We start from the raw sequence: 16199 nt of genomic DNA, 5'->3' as shown, positions 1-16199 counted from the left end.
CATCAGTGGCACTGATCGAGGCTGTAGGCGCACGCGAGATTCTCGACTCGCGCGGTAACCCGACCGTTGAGGTGGAGGTGCTCCTCGACGACGGTGTGGTCCAGCGGGCGGCCGTCCCGTCCGGTGCATCCACCGGCGCATTCGAGGCGTACGAGCTCCGCGACGGCGACAAGAGCCGCTATGGCGGAAAGGGCGTCCTCAAGGCGGTCGACGCCATCATCGACGAGCTCGGCCCGGCGCTCGAGGGTGTCGAGGCGAGCGAGCAGCGCATCGTCGACGCGATCCTGATCGAGACCGACGGCACCGACAACAAGCAGCGCACCGGCGCCAACGCGATCCTCGGCGTCAGCCTCGCGGTCGCCAAGGCCGCGGCCGACTCCGCAGACCTGCCGCTGTTCCGCTACCTGGGCGGCCCGAACGCGCACCTGCTGCCCGTTCCGCTCTTCAACGTCATCAACGGCGGCGAGCACGCCGACAACGGCATCGACATGCAGGAGTTCTTCCTCGCCCCGATCGGCGCCGAGACCTACTCCGAGGCACTCCGCTGGGGCGTCGAGACCTACCACGTGCTGCGCGGCGAGCTGAAGGCCGCAGGCTACGCGACGGGTCTCGGCGACGAGGGCGGCTTCGCCCCCGATCTGCCCAGCAACCGCGAGGGTCTCGACTTCCTCGTCAAGGCGATCGAGAAGGCCGGCTTCACGCCGGGCACCGACATCGCGCTGGGCCTCGACGTCGCAGCCACCGAGTTCTTCAAGGACGGCGTCTACCGCCTCGACAACAAGGACTGGAGCGGCCCCGAGCTGATCGAGTACTACGAGGGCCTGGTCAACGACTTCCCGATCGTCACGATCGAGGACGCGCTGGCTGAGGATGACTGGGACAACTGGAAGCTCCTCACCGACGCTCTCGGCTCGAAGGTCCAGCTCGTCGGCGACGACCTGTTCGTCACGAACCCGACCCGTCTCGCCGACGGCATCAAGCGCGGCGTCGCCAACTCGCTGCTCGTCAAGGTCAACCAGATCGGAACGCTCACCGAGACGTTCGACGCGGTCAGCCTCGCGCAGCGCTCGGGCTACACCGCCATGCTGTCGCACCGTTCGGGTGAGACCGAGGACACCACGATCGCCGACCTCGTGGTCGCGACGAACGCGGGTCAGATCAAGGCTGGTGCGCCTGCTCGCAGCGAGCGCGTCGCGAAGTACAATCAGCTTCTGCGCATCGAGGAGGAGCTGGGCGACGCGGCTGTCTTCGCCGGCCGTTCCGCGTTCCCGCGCTACCAGGGCTGAACACAGCAGAGACAGACACACGCCGCCTGAGCGGCACGTACGGAGGAGGAGCCGTGGCACGACGACCGGCTCCTCCTTCGGCGTCTTCGGGCGCATCCCGCACCATGCCGGCGGCGAAGTCGACCCCGCGTCCGTCCGCCCGTCGGCCCAGGGGAGCCGCGAATCGAGGCTCCCAGGAGCGTCGGGTCGACGTGCGTGAGTGGGCCTCCGGCATCCGCCTCTCGGCGTTCTCGGTCATCATGCTGTCGCTCGTCGTGCTCGGGGCATGGGTGCTGGTGCCGACGCTGGGCACCTTCATCGACCAGCGGCAGAAGATCTCGGCTCTGGAGCAGTCGATCCAGGTCTCCGAAGACCAGATCGCGGCGCTCGAGAAAGAGCGTGAGCGCTGGAGCGACCCGGCCTACATCACCACCCAGGCGCGCGAGCGCCTGTACTATGTCAAGCCCGGCGAGGTCGTGTATCTGATCGACAACGATCTCGACCCCGCAGCGCTCCCGCAGCAGCAGGGGCCGGTCAGCGACACCCTCGAAGAGACGCCCTCCGACTGGATGCCGCAGCTGCTGCGCACGCTGACGTCCGCGGGGCTGAGCGACACGGCCGCCGTCAGCCGCTGACCGTCGGGCGTCGCCGAGCGGGGAGCGCGCTCAGAGCATCCTCCCGGTCGGCTCCCGTACGCTGGATAGGTGACCACGCCGCCATTCCCCGCCCCCACGACCGCCGAGCTCGCCGTGGTGTCGGCCCAGTTGGGCAGGACCGCCCGTGGCGTCGTGGGAATCGCAGCCCGCTGCGAGTGCGGCAACCCCACGGTCGTCGCCACGACACCCAGGCTCCCGGACGGAACACCGTTCCCCACGTTCTACTACCTGACGCATCCGGCCGCGACGGCCGCGATGTCGACCCTCGAGGCCACGCAGGTCATGCCCGAGCTCTCCGCGCTGCTCGCCGAGGACGAGGGCGTCGCCGCGGCGTACCTCGCCGCGCATGAGGCGTACCTCGCCGACCGGGCGCAGTTCGGCGAGGTCGGCGAGATCGATGGGATCTCCGCCGGCGGCATGCCGTCGCGCGTCAAGTGCCTGCATGCTCTGGCCGGTCACGCTCTCGCGGCAGGTCCCGGCGTGAACCCGATCGGCGACGCGGCGCTCGAGCGCTCGACGTGGTCGCCGGAGAAGTGCCGGTGCGACGACCCCGGTGCGGCCCTGCGTGACGTCGAGGCATCGACCGCATGAGGCGGCCGCGGATGCTGCGCAACGGCGTCGCGATGGCGACGATCGTGGCATCCGTCCTGCTCCTCGGCGCGGCAGCGACCCCGCCGCCGGTGCCGGACGACCCCGCAGATCCGGATCGCGCCGCTCAGTACTGGCTCGACGGAGCCGGCATCCGCGACGCCTGGCAGACCACTCGCGGCGACGGGGTCACGATCGCCGTCATCGACACCGGGATCGGCAAGGTCCCTGGCGTGTTCGATGACGCCGTCGTGGGTGGCACCGACGTGTCCGGCACCGGAACCCCCGACGGCCGCACCCCGGTGGGTGCCATCGACGGCAATCACGGCTCGTGGGTGGCCTCGCTCGCCGCCGGACGCGGCTCCGCCGACGGCAAGGGCATGATCGGAGTCGCCCCCGAGGCCGATCTGCTTTCGATCTCCGTGGGCTTCGGCGCCGCCGCCGCAGTGCCGTTCACCGAGCAGGTCGCGAAGGCCATGCGGTGGGCGGTCGACCATGGGGCCGACATCATCAACCTCTCGTTCACCACGAACACGCTGGACTGGGACAGGAGCTGGGACGACGCGTTCCTCTACGCATTCGAGCATGACGTGGTGGTGGTCGTCGCCGCGGGAAACCGGGGGAGCGGCACCAACATCATCGGCGCTCCCGCGACGATCCCCGGCGTGCTGACGGTCGGCGGAGTCGACCAGACGGGGACAGCGAGCATCGAGGCGTCGACCCAGGGGATCACCATCGGGATCGCCGCGCCCAGTGAGGGGCTGCGGGGCGTCTCGGCGGACGGCACCGTCGTGCCCTGGAGCGGCACCAGCGGTGCGGCGCCCATCGTCGCGGGCATCGCGGCGCTCGTCCGGTCTGCGCACCCCGAGCTCGATGCCGCCAACGTCATCAATCGCATCATCAAGACCGCGATCAAGGTGCCGGGCATGGCCGACCTCCCCGATCCTCTCTACGGCTACGGGCTGGTGGATGCCGACGCGGCGATCACCGCGGACGTGCCGAAGGTCTCCGAGAATCCGATGGGCGACCTCGCCGAGTGGGTCCGCCTGTTCCGACGCGCAGAGAGCGTTCCGCAGCCCGAACCCACCGCCGCGCCGGTCGAGGTGCCGCCCCTGCCGGATGCCGACGCGCCGACCGAGCCCGGTTCACCGCTGCTTCCCAGCGCTGATTCGCTGCGCTACGGTACCCTGCCGCTCATCGCGCTCACAGTCCCTGGTATCCTGATAGCGCTTGGCGTCACCGCAGCTGCCCGGCGCATCCGATCGGCGCGCGCTCGCACGCCACATCCCTGACTCCCGAGGAGTTGTCCCCCTGTGCCTCAGAACAGCACTGTGCCCAAGATTCTGATCGTCGGTGGAGGCTATGCAGGCTTCTACACGGCGTGGAAGCTGGAGAAGCACCTTCGCAAGGGTGAAGCAGACGTCACCATGGTCGACCCGCTGCCGTACATGACGTACCAGCCGTTCCTTCCCGAGGTCGCCGCCGGCTCGATCGAAGCCCGCCACTCGGTGGTCGCGCACCGTCGTCACCTCAAGCGAACGAACGTGCTCACCGCCAAGGTGACGGGCATCAACCACGCTGAGAAGGTCGCGACGATCACCCCTCCGGTGGGAGAGCCGTACGAGTTCTCGTACGACCAGATCGTGGTGACCGCTGGCGCGGTCTCCCGCACCTTCCCGATCCCCGGCATCGCCGACAACGCGATCGGTCTGAAAACCATCGAAGAGGCGGTCGCGATCCGCGATCGCCTGATGTCGAACTTCGACAAGGCGGCCTCGCTGCCCGCCGGACCCGCGCGCGATCGTCTGCTCTCGGTCGTCGTCGTCGGTGGTGGCTTCGCCGGCATCGAGGTCTTCGCAGAGCTCCGTTCGCTCGCGTCGTCGCTCGTGGGCAAGTACCCGCAGATCAGCTTCGAAGACACGCACTTCCACCTCATCGAGGCGATGGGCCGCATCATGCCCGAGGTGTCGCTGCCGACGAGCGAGTGGGTCCTCAAGGACCTGGCGAAGCGAGGCGCCAACGTGCACCTCGACACGCAGCTCACCAGCGCCGTCGACGGCAACGTCGAGCTGTCGACCGGCGAGGTCATCCCCACCGACCTGATCGTCTGGACCGCCGGTGTCATGGCGAACCCGACTGTCGTGCGCGGCGGCGATCTGCCGATCGAAGAGCGCGGCCGCATCCAGACCCGCGCAGACCTCCGTGTCGGCACGCCCGAGGCCTTCGTCGAGGGCGCCTGGGCCGCCGGTGACGTCTCGGCCGTTCCCGACCTCTCGGGTGGTGGCGTCGGCGGCTTCTGCGTGCCGAACGCGCAGCACGCCGTGCGTCAGGCGAAGCTCCTCGCGAAGAACCTCGTCGCCGTGCTGCGTGGTGAGGACCCGAAGGAGTACTTCCACAAGAACCTCGGTGCCGTCGCCGGCCTCGGGCTCTACAACGGTGTCTTCCAGTCCGGCAAGATCGCGCTCAAGGGCTTCGTCGCCTGGGTCGCGCACCGTGGCTACCACGGTCTCGCTATGCCGACGTGGGAGCGCAAGTTCCGCGTGGTCTGGGGCTGGTGGAACAACCTGTGGCTCGGCCGCGACCTGGTGAACCTCGAGACGGTGCAGAACCCGCGCTACGTCTTCGAGGAGTTCGCTGCACGCCCGCGTCCGGCCGCTGACGCTCCGGCTCCCGCCGTAACGGCTCCGGCCGCTCAGGCGACCGCCTCCGACAAGGCCGCCGACGAGAAGCCGGCAGGTCAGAAGACCGCCGCCACGAAGCCGGCTGCGAAGAAGACCGCTGCGACGGCTGCCGCCAAGTAGTCATCCCCTCGAACGCCCCGACTCTTCGGAGTCGGGGCGTTCCTCGTCTCCGGCGAGGGCGTGTCTTGCACCGGCCTCATAGGCGCGCTTGCTAGCCTCGGCAGCGCAAGGGGAGTACTCCCGTCTGCGGTGGCGTCGTCATTACGGACACGAAGTCGTGTTCCGGCCCACCGGCCCGTGAGGGTGGAGGAGACCTGGCGTCCGTATCCGCGGACGACCATGGACCCTCACTGCCCCGCTGTCGAGTTCCGTGGTCGTCCACACCCACGAAGGAACCGTCACCATGGGAAAACTCAACCGACTGCTCGGGATGGCCGCTCGCGCCCTCGATCTCGACGAGAACGGATCCCGCACGGATCGCACCGGTTCGCAGGCAGCGACGCCGTCTTCACCGGTCGGGCGTCAGGCCGGACCCGATCGCTACTCGCCCCCGCCCGCGCGTCCGTCGGGCCGGGATCCCTACTCGCCGCCTGCGGCCGGCGCGCGCGGTGCAGCCGGTGCGCGCGGTGCGGCCGGTGCGGTGTCGGATGCCGACCGGGCAGCCATCGCGCGGTACGACTACCTGCTCGAGACTGCCGATCCGCACCGCGTGGAGCAGATCCATCGCGAGGCCTTCGCGCGCCTGACTCCCGCGCAGCGTGCGCAGGTGCAGGAGCGCATGAACGCAGAACTCGCTCCGGGCGAGCGCCCGGCATCGGCATCGGCCGATGATCTCGCCCGCGCCGCCGGTCGGTCCGAGGCTGCCCGTCCGGGGCGCATGCGCGGCATCCTCTCGCGCGTGCGCGGGTTCGGTGCTGCCGGTGCGGTCGGCGGAGCCGCGGTGGGCGCGCTGGGGGTCGTCGCGGTGGGCGCGGTCGGCAGTGCCGTCGCCGCTCCTCTCCTCGAGCAGGCTGCCGGTCTCGGAGTCGACTTCGACGCCCTCGCCCAGGGCGTCGACGTCGAGGCGATCGCGAGCGGCCTCGGCGGCGAGGAGCTTGCGGGAGCGGCGGAAGGCGTTCTCGGGTCGGCGGGCGAGACCGTCTCGGGCCTCGGCGACACGGCGAGCGAATGGGGACAGCGGCTCGGTGATCTCGGCATTCCGGGCATCGGCGATCTGTTCGGTCGATGAGCACCGCCGGCATGAGCACCGCCAGCATGACCGCCGCCCCGTCGGCGTCGGATCACGGGTTCTCCGGCCTCACCGGATTCGCCGCTGACGTTCTCACCCAGCTCGGCGACATCGGGGTGGGTGTGCTGGTGTTCCTCGAGGTGCTCGTCCCGCCCATTCCCAGCGAGGTGATCCTGCCCTTCGCGGGGTATCTGAGCCAGAGCGGCGAGCTCACCCTCGGATGGCTGATCGTCTGGAGCACTCTGGCGTCGTGGATCGGCGCACTCCTGCTCTATTGGCTCGGTGCGGCGATCGGCATCGATCGGGCGGTACGGCTCCTCTCCGCCACCAAGCTGGTCAGCCGTGCGGACCTGGATCGCGGAGTGCACTGGTTCCGGCGAAGCGGCGGGTGGACGGTGCTCGTCGGCCGGATGGTTCCCGGCGTGCGCAGCCTCATCTCGATTCCCGCGGGCGCGACTCGCATGAACCTGACCCGCTTCAGCGTGTACACGATCGTGGGCAGTGGCCTGTGGAACACGCTGCTCATCGGGGTCGGTGCGCTGCTCGGCACTCAGCACGAACAGCTGGAGCACCTGCTCGGCTACCTCGACTACGCCGTGTACTCCGCGCTCGCCGTCGCGCTCGCCGTGCTCATCGTCCGACGCGTCCGTGAGGCACGTGGGTCGAAGGCGCGGAGCACGCGTCCACCCGATCTCGCGGACTGGCTCGTGGAGGACTGAGCAGAGCACGACGTGCCCCCGCTGGGACTCGAACCCAGACTGAAGCGATTTTAAGTCGCCTGCCTCTGCCATTGGGCTACGGGGGCTCCATGCCGTGACTGGCTCAGAGTACACGGGGGTCGCATCTGGGTGCGCGACAGACGCGGTGCCACGCTCGCCGTGCTGCCCGAGCCGCGCGAGGGGAGGCGGGCGCCCCCCGCGCCCGCCTCCCCGTGATGCTGATCAGACAGCATCGCCGCCCCCCGGCGACCGGCCGGGCATGGCCGGTGAGACCGCCGTGAATGGCGGCCTCAGAGATCAAGACGGCGATCCGTGCTGTTCATTACGACGATCGCCGCTGATGTATCGGGATTTCCAGATAGGGGTCGCGACAGGCAGTGCAACTCGATCTCAGAAAGACTGAATCCGAGTCCGCCCACCCCATAAGGTGGGGGAGTGCTCGACCTCACCGCCGATCTGAGCCCCGATCAGGAACGAAACGCCGTTTCCCCCGAGTGGCTCGACCCGTCACGATTCTGGCCGCGCCTGTCTGCGGCGACCGGCCATCTGCCGGCTCCCGTGGCAGTGATCGATCGAGAAGCTCTGCGCTACAACGCCCTGGATCTGCTGGTTCGCGCGGGCGGACTGCCGATCCGCGTCGCGTCGAAGTCCGTGCGGGTGCGCTCGGTGCTCGACGCCGTGCTGCAGCTGCCCGGGTTCAGAGGGATCCTCGCCTTCACGCTGGCCGAAGCTCTGTGGCTCGCCGAGACGCACGATGACATCGTCGTCGGCTATCCGACGGTCGACCGCGCGGGACTCGCACAGCTCTTCGAATCCGAGGAGGCGGCGCAACGGATCACGTTGATGGTCGACGATCCGGCGCACCTCGACATCATCGACAGCGTCGCGCCCGCAGGCAGCCGCCCGGACATCCGGGTCGCGGTCGACGCCGACGCATCACTGCGATCCGTCGCGCTCGGCCACATCGGGGTGCGACGGTCTGCTCTGTTCACCGCGGGCGAGGTCGCCGCCTTCGCACGCAAGATCGTGCGCCGCCCCGGGTTCCGGCTCGTCGGACTTCAGATGTACGAGGCTCAGATCGCGGGCCAGGGAGACAACGCCGGAGCGGATGCGCCGGTGATCCGTCTCATGCAGGCGCGTTCCCGATCCGAGCTGCGTGAGCGTCGAGCCGCGATCGTCGGCGCCTTGTCAGAGGTCGCATCGCTCGAATTCCTCAACGGCGGCGGAACCGGTTCGCTCGAGTTCACTGGCAGCGACGAATCGCTGACCGAGGCGAGCGCGGGCAGCGGACTGCTCGGCGGGCATCTCTTCGACGGCTATCGATCATTCCGCCCCGCACCGGCGTCCGCCTTCGCGTTCGACGTGGTGCGGCGCCCCGCGGCCGACATCGCAACCGTGCTCGGCGGCGGATGGATCGCTTCCGGCCCCGCTGTCGCGTCGCGGCAACCGCTGCCCGTCTGGCCGCAGGGGCTGCGCACGCTGTCCCGCGAGGCCGCAGGCGAGGTGCAGACACCGCTGCAGGGCCGCGAGGCCGAGCGGCTCGGAGTGGGCGACCGTGTCTGGTTCCGCCACGCGAAGAGCGGCGAGCCTGCCGAGCGCATCGACAGCTACCAGCTCGTGTCGGGCGATGAGATCGTCGACGAGCTTCCGACGTATCGCGGCGAGGGGAAGGCGTTCCTGTGACCCGGATCGGGGGCACCTGGCAGAACTGGGCGAGGTCTGCGCAGGTCACACCGCTGCGCGTCGAGCGCCCGCGAAGCCCTGAAGGCGTGCAGCGCGCGGTCCGCGCCGCGGTCGCGCAGGGGCTCACGGTGAAGGCGGTCGGCGCGGGACACAGCTTCACGGGCATCGCCGTCGCTCCCGGCGTGCTCCTGGAGCTCGACGACATGCAGGGCCTGGTGTCGGCGGACGCGGCCACCGGACGAGCGACGCTGCTCGCGGGCACACGACTGCACCGCATCCCTTCGCTCCTCGCACCGTTCGGCCTCGCGATGGAGAATCTCGGCGACATCGACCGGCAATCCATCTCGGGTGCGGTCTCGACGGGGACGCACGGTACCGGCGCCGGCTTCGGCGGCCTCGCGACCCAGGTCGTCGGCGCGACGCTGGTGACCGCCGCAGGGGAGTTCCTCCGGGTGGACGAGGGACAGAACGCAGACCTGCTCCCCGCTATCGCGCTGGGTCTGGGCGCGCTCGGCATCCTGGTCGAGGTGACGCTGCAGTGCGTGCCGATCTTCCTCATGGAGGCGATCGATGAGCCGGAACCGCTCGACGACGTTCTCGAGGCCCTGCACGACAGGGTCGAGGCATCGGACCACTTCGAGTTCTACTGGTTTCCGCACACCGACATCGCCCTGACCAAGAGACAGACGAGGGTGCCGGAGTCGACGAGGCGGCAGCCGCTTCCCGTCCTGGGGCGCTGGATCGACGAGACGGTGCTCTCGAACGGCGTGTACCGAGCGGTGTGCGCGACGGGACAGGCGATGCCGGCCATCACCCCGCCCTTCAACAGGCTTGCGGTGAAGCTCACGGGCGACCGGCGGTACACAGAGCTCTCGCATCGAGTCCTGACCCAGAGCCGTACTGTCAGGTTCCGTGAGATGGAATATGCGGTGCCCGCCGAGAACGTGGTGCCGGCGTTCCGCGCGGTCCGCGACCTCATCGAGCGACGCGGGTGGCGCATCGAGTTCCCGATCGAGGTGCGCTTCGCGGCGGAGGACGACAGGTGGCTGTCGACGGCATACGGCAGGGCGAGCGGATACATCGCGGTCCACCGCTACTGGCGCGCCGACCCGTCCGCCTACTTCGAGGCCGTGGAGCAGATCATGCTCGAGCACGGCGGGCGCCCGCACTGGGGCAAACTGCACACGCAGACAGCCGAGCAGCTGCAGGAGCGCTATCCCCGTTTCGGCGATTTCACCGCGCTGCGCGACCGGCTCGACCCCGAGCGTCGGTTCACCAATCGATACCTCGATCGGGTTCTCGGCGCATGATCCGGGTTCTGCGCCTGACCGCCGCACCCAGTCGACGCGCAGGCTGCGCCGATAGGATGAGACAAACACGAGGAAGGGTGGGCCTCTGATGGAATGGCTCGTGCCGGTACTGATCGTCGTCGGTGTGATTCTGCTCATCGGAATCTACCTCTGGGCGACCTACAACTCGCTGGTGCAGCTGAACGTCCGCGTCGACGAGGCGTGGAGTGGCATCACGGTCCAACTGAAGCGCAGGGCAGATCTGATACCCAACCTCATCGAGACGGTCAAGGGTTACGCCTCGCATGAGAAGGCGGTCTTCGAGAACGTCACTCGTGCGCGAGCGGAGACGCTCTCGGCCGGCAGCCCGGGTGAGGCGGGAATCGCAGAGGGGCACCTCCAGCAGGCGCTTCGCAGCCTCTTCGCGGTCGCGGAGGCCTATCCGCAGCTGCAGGCGAGCCAGAACTTCCTGCAGGTGCAGCAGGCCCTCGTCGACACCGAAGACAAGATCCAGGCCGCGCGCCGCTTCTACAACGGCGGGGTCCGCGAGCTGAACACGAAGATCAAGGTCTTCCCGAACAACCTCTTCGCGAAGGGGCTCGGATTCACCGAACGCGAGTTCTTCGAGGTCGCCGACAGCGGCGCGATCTCCGAGCCGCCGCGCGTGCAGTTCTGACCTGCGGGAAGGCCCGATGCGCATCGTCGCATCGGGCCTTCTGCGTATTCGGGCGCTGACTCGGAGCGCTGCTCACCACACGTCGAGATCGACGTCCCCATCCTCGACGCTCGCGTCGCCGCGGAGCGTCCACGAGTCCGTGCGATAGGTCTCGGTTCGCGGACTGCCGTCTTGTCCGGTGCCCGACACGGTCGCGACGAGGATGCCGCCTTCGGCGATGAATCCGTCATCGGTCAGCTCCAGCACCGGCATCCGCTCGACGCGGAAGCGGACGTCGTCGACCGCGGCGAACTCGGTGCCCCACGGGATCCTGATCCCGCACCCCTCGGGGACGACGCCGTCGGTGAGCTCGGCAGAGGTGCAGTCCTCGAGGTGATCGTCGAGCGCCCGCTGCGCCAGAGCCCGCGGATCGGCATCGGGTGTCGGCGAGCTCGTCGCGGTCGGCGTGGTCCGTGCCGAGGGGATGTCGCTCGACGCCTGCCAGAGCCACACGGCTGCCCCCGCGACCAGGAGCGCGGCGACACCGCCCCCGATCGTCCACGCGAGGCGGCGATTCACCCGGATGCCTCTCTGGCGTGCACATGGCGACGCACGGATGCGTCTGCGCGACCGGACAGCGCCGCATGCAGAGCCTCGGACGCGGTGCCCCAGCGCGAGACGGAGACGTGCGCCAGTCCCTGCCACGCCGCCGCGAGGGCGAGCTCGGCGGCGATCTTCTCGGCATCCGCGCCCGGCTGGCCCTGAGGCTCCCACCAGGCCGATTGCACCTGGAGCGTCGACGTCGCGCGGTCGGCCTTGAGATCGACACGCGCCACGATGCGGTCGCCGACGAGCACGGGCAGCGAGTAGTACCCGTATCGCCGCTTCTCGGCAGGAACGTAGATCTCGATCCGGTAATCGAGCTCGAAGGCGCGCAGAGCCCTGTCACGGAACCAGACCACGGGATCGAAAGGCGTCAGGAGCGCGGCGGCGTCGATCCTGCGCGGCAGCACGGCGTCGCGGTGCCTCCAGCTGGGCAGCGGACGACCGCCGCGGTCCCAGCCGCGCACGGAGACCGCGAGGATCTCGCCTGAGTCGACCAGATCCGCGATCGACTGCGACACCGCCGCTCGGTCGCGGATGCGGTGGTAGTCCGCGAGGTCCGACTGGGTCGCGACCCCCGACGATCGTGCCGCGCGCCGGGTGAGCTCGCGGATCGCGTCCTCTCGGGGCACATGCTGCGACAGGATGGCGTCGGGGATCACCTGCTCGGCGAGCGCGTACGTGCGCTCGAAGCCCTTTCGACCGCTGATCGCCACGTCGCCGGTGCGCCACAGGTGCTCGAGGGCGAGCTTCACGTCATCCCAATCCCACCATGTGCCACGCTCGCGAGGAGCGTCGTCGCGGAGGTCGGCCGGTCGCAGCGGCCCCCTGGCTCGGAGCTCGTCCTGCACCCAGCGGAGGGTGCGCGTGTTGGTGCTCATCCATGAGTCGGGCGCCGCCCATCTGGCGCGGAAGTGATCCATGCGGAATCGCCACAGAGGCCAGTCCTCGATGGGGATGAACGTCGCCTCGTGAGCCATGTACTCGACGTAATGGGTCGTGCGCGAATGGAAGACGCGATCGAAGAGCGCCGGTTCGTAGGCACCCAGGCGCGAGAACAGCGGCATGTAGTGCGACCGTGCGAACACGTTGACCGAGTCGATCTGCAGCACGCCGAGACGATCCATGACGCGGTGGATGTGCCGGGCCGACACCGAGGCCGGGCGTGCACGAGAGAAGCCCTGCGCGGCGAGCGCGATGCGACGGGCCTGGGCGGCGCTGAGGGTGTCGGTCACCTCGTCAGGGTAGCGCCGAGCGCCGACATCCGCGCCCGGCCCGTCACGACGGTCGGCGGCTGCGCCGTAGACTTGGGCGATGAGCGAAGAGCAGCGTCCGCGGCTGAGAGACCTCTTCCGTCCGCGCCCCGTCTCCCTTGATCGCACGGTGACCACCGAGGCCGACGAGGCGGTCCCGCGAGGGCTGCGCGTCACGGCGGCATACTCGTGGCGGATTCTGCTGATCGCCGCGGTGGTGGCCGGATTCATCTGGCTCGTCATCGAGCTGAAGCTCCTCGTGATCCCGCTCATGGTCGGCATCCTGATCACGGCCCTGCTGTGGCCGGGATTCCAGTGGATGCTGCGCCACCGCTTCCCGCGGTGGCTGGCCGTCGCCCTCTCGATCATCGGCACGCTCGCGATCGTGTCCCTGCTCATGTGGCTCGTGATCTGGCAGGTCCGTGCGCAGCTGCCCGACGTGCAGGAGCGCAGTGCGCAGGCGGTCGACGAGTTCCGTCAGTTCCTGCTCACCGGACCGCTGCACCTCAGCGACTCGCAGATCCAGGGATACATCGACCAGGCCCTCCAGGTCGTCAACGAGCAGACTCAGACGCTCTTGAACGGTGCGCTCGCAGTCGGCACGACCGCGGCGCACGTCGTGACCGGTGCGGTCCTCTCGCTCTTCATCCTGATCTGCCTGCTCGCCGACGGCCGGGGCATCTGGGAGTGGACGCTGCGCCTCTTCCCGCGCGCTGCGCGCCCCGCCGCCGACGCCGCCGCGAGCAACGGCTTCGCGACGATCGTCAACTACGCCCGAACCCAACTGCTCGTCGCCGCGATCGATGCGGTCGGCATCGGCGTCGGCGCCGCTCTGCTCGGCGTGCCGCTGGCGATCCCCGTCGCCGTGCTCGTCTTCCTCGGTTCGTTCGTGCCGATCGTCGGTGCCGTCGTGACCGGCGCGATCGCCGTACTGCTCGCGCTGGTCTACAACGGCCCCTGGATCGCGCTCGCGATGCTGGCCGTCGTGCTCGGCGTGCAGCAGCTCGAGGGTCACATCCTGCAGCCGATCCTCATGGGCTCGGCAGTGAAGGTGCATCCGCTCGCCGTCGTCCTGGTGGTCGCCGGGGGCTCGATGGTCGGCGGCATCCCCGGCGCGCTGTTCGCGGTGCCTCTCGCGGCCTTCGTCAACGTCGCCGCGGTGACAGTCAGCACCGGCGCCTGGCGCACCGGCGATAAACCGAACGCAGACCTTATCTGGAGCACAGTGCCGCGCGAGCGCACACGGAGGAATCGATGAGCGCAGTCCCCAGCCTGACCGAGTTCGAGAACGCCGCTCAGAGTCTGGCTGAGGTGATCACGCGAACGCCGACCCTGCCCTCGCGCGCCCTGTCGGACGTGCTCGGCGCACCGGTGGTGCTCAAGATGGAGAACCTGCAGCGAACGGGATCCTTCAAGATCCGTGGTTCGGCATACCGCCTCTCGCAGCTGAGCGCCGAGGAGCGTTCACGCGGCGTGGTCGCAGCGTCCGCCGGAAACCATGCACAGGGCGTCGCCCTCGCGGCTCAGACGCTCGGAATCCAGGCGACCATCTTCGTGCCCCTGGGCATTCCGGTGCCCAAGCTGCTGGCGACGAGGAGCTACGGTGCCGAGGTCGTGCTCGAGGGAGAGACCGTGGCGACCTCGCTGCGACTCGCCGCTGAGTTCGCCGAGCGTACGGGGGCAGTGATCATCCACCCGTTCGACCACCGCGACGTCGTCATCGGGCAGGGCACACTCGGACTCGAGCTGCTCGAGGACGCTCCCGATGTCGACACGATCGTGTTGGGAATCGGCGGCGGGGGCCTCATCGCCGGCGTCGCGGCCGCGGTGAAGGCCAAGGCTGCCGAACTCGGGCGCTCTGTGCGCATCATCGGCGTACAGGCCGAGAACGCCGCGGCGATGATCCCCTCGCTGGAGGCCGGGTACCCCGTCGACATCGAGACGAAGCCGACGATCGCCGACGGAATCCTGGTCGCGCGACCGGGGGCCATACCGTTCGAGATCATCAAGGACCTCGTCGACGAAGTCGTCACCGTGACCGACGACGACCTGGCGCGCGCCATTCTGGTTCTTCTCGAGCAGTCCAAGGTGATCGCGGAGCCCGCCGGAGCGGTGGGTGTCGCCGCGATCCTCGCCGGCAAGGTGAAGGCGAGCGGCACGACCATGGCCGTTGTCTCCGGAGGCAACATCGACCCGCTGCTGCTGCAGCGTGTCGTCTCCCACGGCCTCGCGGCCTCGGGCCGTTATCTCACGATCCGCATCCCGCTGCCCGATCGCCCCGGTCAGCTCGCGCGAGTCTCGGAGCTCATCGCCCAGGCGGGAGCCAACGTCATCGAGGCCATGCACACCCGGCACGGGCACGGCCTGCAGATCAGCGAGGTGTTCCTCGAGCTCAGCGTCGAGACGCGCGGTGCCGAGCACTCCGAGCACACCCTGGACACGCTCCGCCACGCCGGCTTCCAGCCGATCGTCGTGCCGGACTGACGCGACGCGCACACAGCCTTGACATGCAGATGCCCCGTCCGGTCGGACGGGGCATCTGCATGTCAGGGCACGAGCCCGATGCTGACCGGTGTCAGCCCGTGTAGGTGTCGACGTTCACGATCTCGACCGAGATCGCGCGGCCGTTCGGAGCCTCATAGGACGACTTCTCGCCGACCTTGAGTCCGAGGATCGCCTGTCCGAGCGGGCTGGCCTCGCTGTAGACGTCGAGGTCGCTGCCCACGGCGATCTCGCGGCTGCCGAGCAGGAAGACCTCTTCGCCGCCGGCGACGATCGCGGTGACGACGGTGCCGGGCTCGACGATGCCGCGGCTCGCGGGCGCCTCACCGACCTTGGCCGTCTTGAGGAGGTTCTCGAGGGTGCGGATCCGCGCCTCCTGCTTGCCCTGCTCGTCCTTGGCGGCGTGGTAGCCGCCGTTCTCCTTGAGGTCGCCCTCTTCGCGGGCCGCTTCGATGCGCTTGGCGATCTCTTCGCGACCGGTGGTGGAGAGGTGCTCGAGCTCGGCGACGAGCCGGTCATACGCTTCCTGCGTGAGGAAGGGAACCTGAGCGTCAGTAGACATGACGAAGCTCCTTCGGTAGGTACCCGGCGACGTTCCGCGGGGGATATGCCAAGACGCCCCGGCACGTGCCAGGGCGTCATCTGTCTGGCACGAGTCTAGGCGACCCAGCAGCTGTTCACCAAACCTGTCGTCGCGGCCGAGACGGTGGGAACCGTGGCCGAGAGCGCCTGCGAATGCGTGTCTCCCGCAGGGATCTCGACGACCTTCCAGCCGACCACTCCGAACTCCTCGTCGAGCGCCTCGACGACGCAGGCCACGTCCTTGCCCTGCACGCCGGTGATCTGGAAGCGCACGGTGACGCTGTGCTCGTCGACCAGGTCGAAGCCGAGGTCGTCGGAGTCGACGGCGTTCATCTGCGACGTGACGATCATCCAGCCGAACGCGCCGACGAGAAGTGCGGCGATGGCGATGACGATGATCCACGGACCCCGTCGGGTGCGGGTGCGGCCATAGCGGTCGTCGAGCTGTTGTGCGGTCGTCACGGGGTGGGTCTTCCGGTCGTTAGGCTGGTAACT

16 protein-coding genes and 1 tRNA gene are annotated in these 16199 nt (G+C 69.1%); 12 read left to right on the top strand and 5 right to left on the bottom strand.

Annotated features, from left to right (window positions below):
• Positions 1-5: 5 nt before the first annotated feature.
• From eno to RU09_RS17325, 7 genes are all read left to right on the top strand, one after another.
• Positions 6-1286 carry a phosphopyruvate hydratase gene (gene eno, locus RU09_RS17355; protein WP_042542068.1) on the top strand — a complete coding sequence of 427 codons (1281 nt, stop codon included), beginning with the start codon at positions 6-8 and terminating at the stop codon, positions 1284-1286.
• A gap of 53 nt (positions 1287-1339) precedes the next feature.
• A complete protein-coding gene (locus tag RU09_RS17350; RefSeq protein ID WP_231567662.1) occupies positions 1340-1900 on the top strand; it encodes an FtsB family cell division protein in 561 nt (186 codons plus the stop codon).
• Positions 1901-1969: 69 nt separating this feature from the next.
• Positions 1970-2512, top strand: a complete 543-nt coding sequence (locus tag RU09_RS17345) for a DUF501 domain-containing protein (RefSeq protein ID WP_042542067.1) — start codon at positions 1970-1972, stop codon at positions 2510-2512.
• A gap of 11 nt (positions 2513-2523) precedes the next feature.
• Complete coding sequence (locus RU09_RS17340; RefSeq protein ID WP_052493021.1) at positions 2524-3801, top strand: S8 family serine peptidase; 1278 nt, start codon at positions 2524-2526, stop codon at positions 3799-3801.
• A gap of 39 nt (positions 3802-3840) precedes the next feature.
• A complete protein-coding gene (locus tag RU09_RS17335) occupies positions 3841-5310 on the top strand; it encodes an NAD(P)/FAD-dependent oxidoreductase (RefSeq protein ID WP_042542206.1) in 1470 nt (489 codons plus the stop codon).
• Positions 5311-5593: 283 nt separating this feature from the next.
• Positions 5594-6418: a hypothetical protein gene (locus RU09_RS17330; protein ID WP_042542205.1), complete on the top strand. Its 825-nt coding sequence runs from the start codon at positions 5594-5596 to the stop codon at positions 6416-6418.
• Positions 6419-6429: 11 nt separating this feature from the next.
• Complete coding sequence (locus RU09_RS17325; protein WP_231567660.1) at positions 6430-7137, top strand: DedA family protein; 708 nt, start codon at positions 6430-6432, stop codon at positions 7135-7137.
• Positions 7138-7150: 13 nt separating this feature from the next.
• Here RU09_RS17325 and RU09_RS17320 read toward each other — a convergent pair.
• Positions 7151-7223, bottom strand: a tRNA-Leu gene (locus RU09_RS17320).
• Positions 7224-7572: 349 nt separating this feature from the next.
• Here RU09_RS17320 and RU09_RS17315 point away from each other — a divergent pair.
• The 3 genes from RU09_RS17315 to RU09_RS17305 all read left to right on the top strand — a co-directional run bounded on the left by RU09_RS17315 (position 7573) and on the right by RU09_RS17305 (position 10785).
• Positions 7573-8820, top strand: coding sequence for an alanine racemase (locus tag RU09_RS17315; RefSeq protein WP_042542065.1), 1248 nt, complete (start codon positions 7573-7575; stop codon positions 8818-8820).
• Positions 8817-10130, top strand: coding sequence for a D-arabinono-1,4-lactone oxidase (locus RU09_RS17310; protein ID WP_042542064.1), 1314 nt, complete (start codon positions 8817-8819; stop codon positions 10128-10130). Before RU09_RS17315 ends, RU09_RS17310 begins: the two co-directional genes overlap by 4 nt.
• An 88-nt stretch (positions 10131-10218) precedes the next feature.
• The gene (locus RU09_RS17305; protein ID WP_042542063.1) at positions 10219-10785 is read left to right on the top strand and encodes a LemA family protein; all 567 of its coding nucleotides are present in this window, start codon (positions 10219-10221) and stop codon (positions 10783-10785) included.
• 72 nt (positions 10786-10857) lie between these two features.
• Here the strand turns inward: RU09_RS17305 and RU09_RS17300 are convergent, their stop codons facing one another.
• Positions 10858-11343: a hypothetical protein gene (locus RU09_RS17300; RefSeq protein ID WP_042542062.1), complete on the bottom strand. Its 486-nt coding sequence runs from the start codon at positions 11341-11343 to the stop codon at positions 10858-10860.
• Positions 11340-12602, bottom strand: coding sequence for a winged helix-turn-helix domain-containing protein (locus tag RU09_RS17295; protein ID WP_042542061.1), 1263 nt, complete (start codon positions 12600-12602; stop codon positions 11340-11342). The genes RU09_RS17300 and RU09_RS17295 overlap by 4 nt, the downstream gene beginning before the upstream one ends.
• A 79-nt stretch (positions 12603-12681) precedes the next feature.
• Here RU09_RS17295 and RU09_RS17290 point away from each other — a divergent pair, with 79 nt between their 5' ends.
• Positions 12682-13878: an AI-2E family transporter gene (locus tag RU09_RS17290; RefSeq protein WP_079112501.1), complete on the top strand. Its 1197-nt coding sequence runs from the start codon at positions 12682-12684 to the stop codon at positions 13876-13878.
• A complete protein-coding gene (gene ilvA / locus RU09_RS17285; RefSeq protein ID WP_042542060.1) occupies positions 13875-15104 on the top strand; it encodes a threonine ammonia-lyase in 1230 nt (409 codons plus the stop codon). Before RU09_RS17290 ends, ilvA begins: the two co-directional genes overlap by 4 nt.
• Positions 15105-15195: 91 nt before the next feature.
• Here ilvA and greA read toward each other — a convergent pair whose 3' ends face one another.
• Both greA and RU09_RS17275 read right to left on the bottom strand, forming a co-directional pair.
• Positions 15196-15684, bottom strand: a complete 489-nt coding sequence (gene greA, locus RU09_RS17280) for a transcription elongation factor GreA (protein WP_042542059.1) — start codon at positions 15682-15684, stop codon at positions 15196-15198.
• A gap of 95 nt (positions 15685-15779) precedes the next feature.
• Positions 15780-16166: a DUF4307 domain-containing protein gene (locus RU09_RS17275; RefSeq protein ID WP_042542058.1), complete on the bottom strand. Its 387-nt coding sequence runs from the start codon at positions 16164-16166 to the stop codon at positions 15780-15782.
• Positions 16167-16199: the final 33 nt, after the last annotated feature.

Source organism: Microbacterium sp. MEJ108Y, assembly GCF_000834175.1.
GTDB classification, from domain to species: Bacteria; Actinomycetota; Actinomycetes; order Actinomycetales; family Microbacteriaceae; genus Microbacterium; species Microbacterium forte.
The sequence above is the reverse complement of the archived record's forward strand: the minus strand, read 5'-3'. Positions and strand labels throughout refer to the sequence as shown.

Bases quoted from the DNA above. Each gene is read 5' to 3' on its own strand.
- RU09_RS17305 (WP_042542063.1), top strand. From the start codon at position 10,219: ATGGAATGGCTCGTGCCGGTACTGATCGTCGTCGGTGTGATTCTGCTC.
- RU09_RS17340 (WP_052493021.1), top strand. From the start codon at position 2,524: ATGCTGCGCAACGGCGTCGCGATGGCGACGATCGTGGCATCCGTCCTG.
- ilvA (WP_042542060.1), top strand. From the start codon at position 13,875: ATGAGCGCAGTCCCCAGCCTGACCGAGTTCGAGAACGCCGCTCAGAGT.
- greA (WP_042542059.1), bottom strand. From the start codon at position 15,684: ATGTCTACTGACGCTCAGGTTCCCTTCCTCACGCAGGAAGCGTATGAC.
- RU09_RS17330 (WP_042542205.1), top strand. From the start codon at position 5,594: ATGGGAAAACTCAACCGACTGCTCGGGATGGCCGCTCGCGCCCTCGAT.
- RU09_RS17325 (WP_231567660.1), top strand. From the start codon at position 6,430: ATGAGCACCGCCAGCATGACCGCCGCCCCGTCGGCGTCGGATCACGGG.
- RU09_RS17290 (WP_079112501.1), top strand. From the start codon at position 12,682: ATGAGCGAAGAGCAGCGTCCGCGGCTGAGAGACCTCTTCCGTCCGCGC.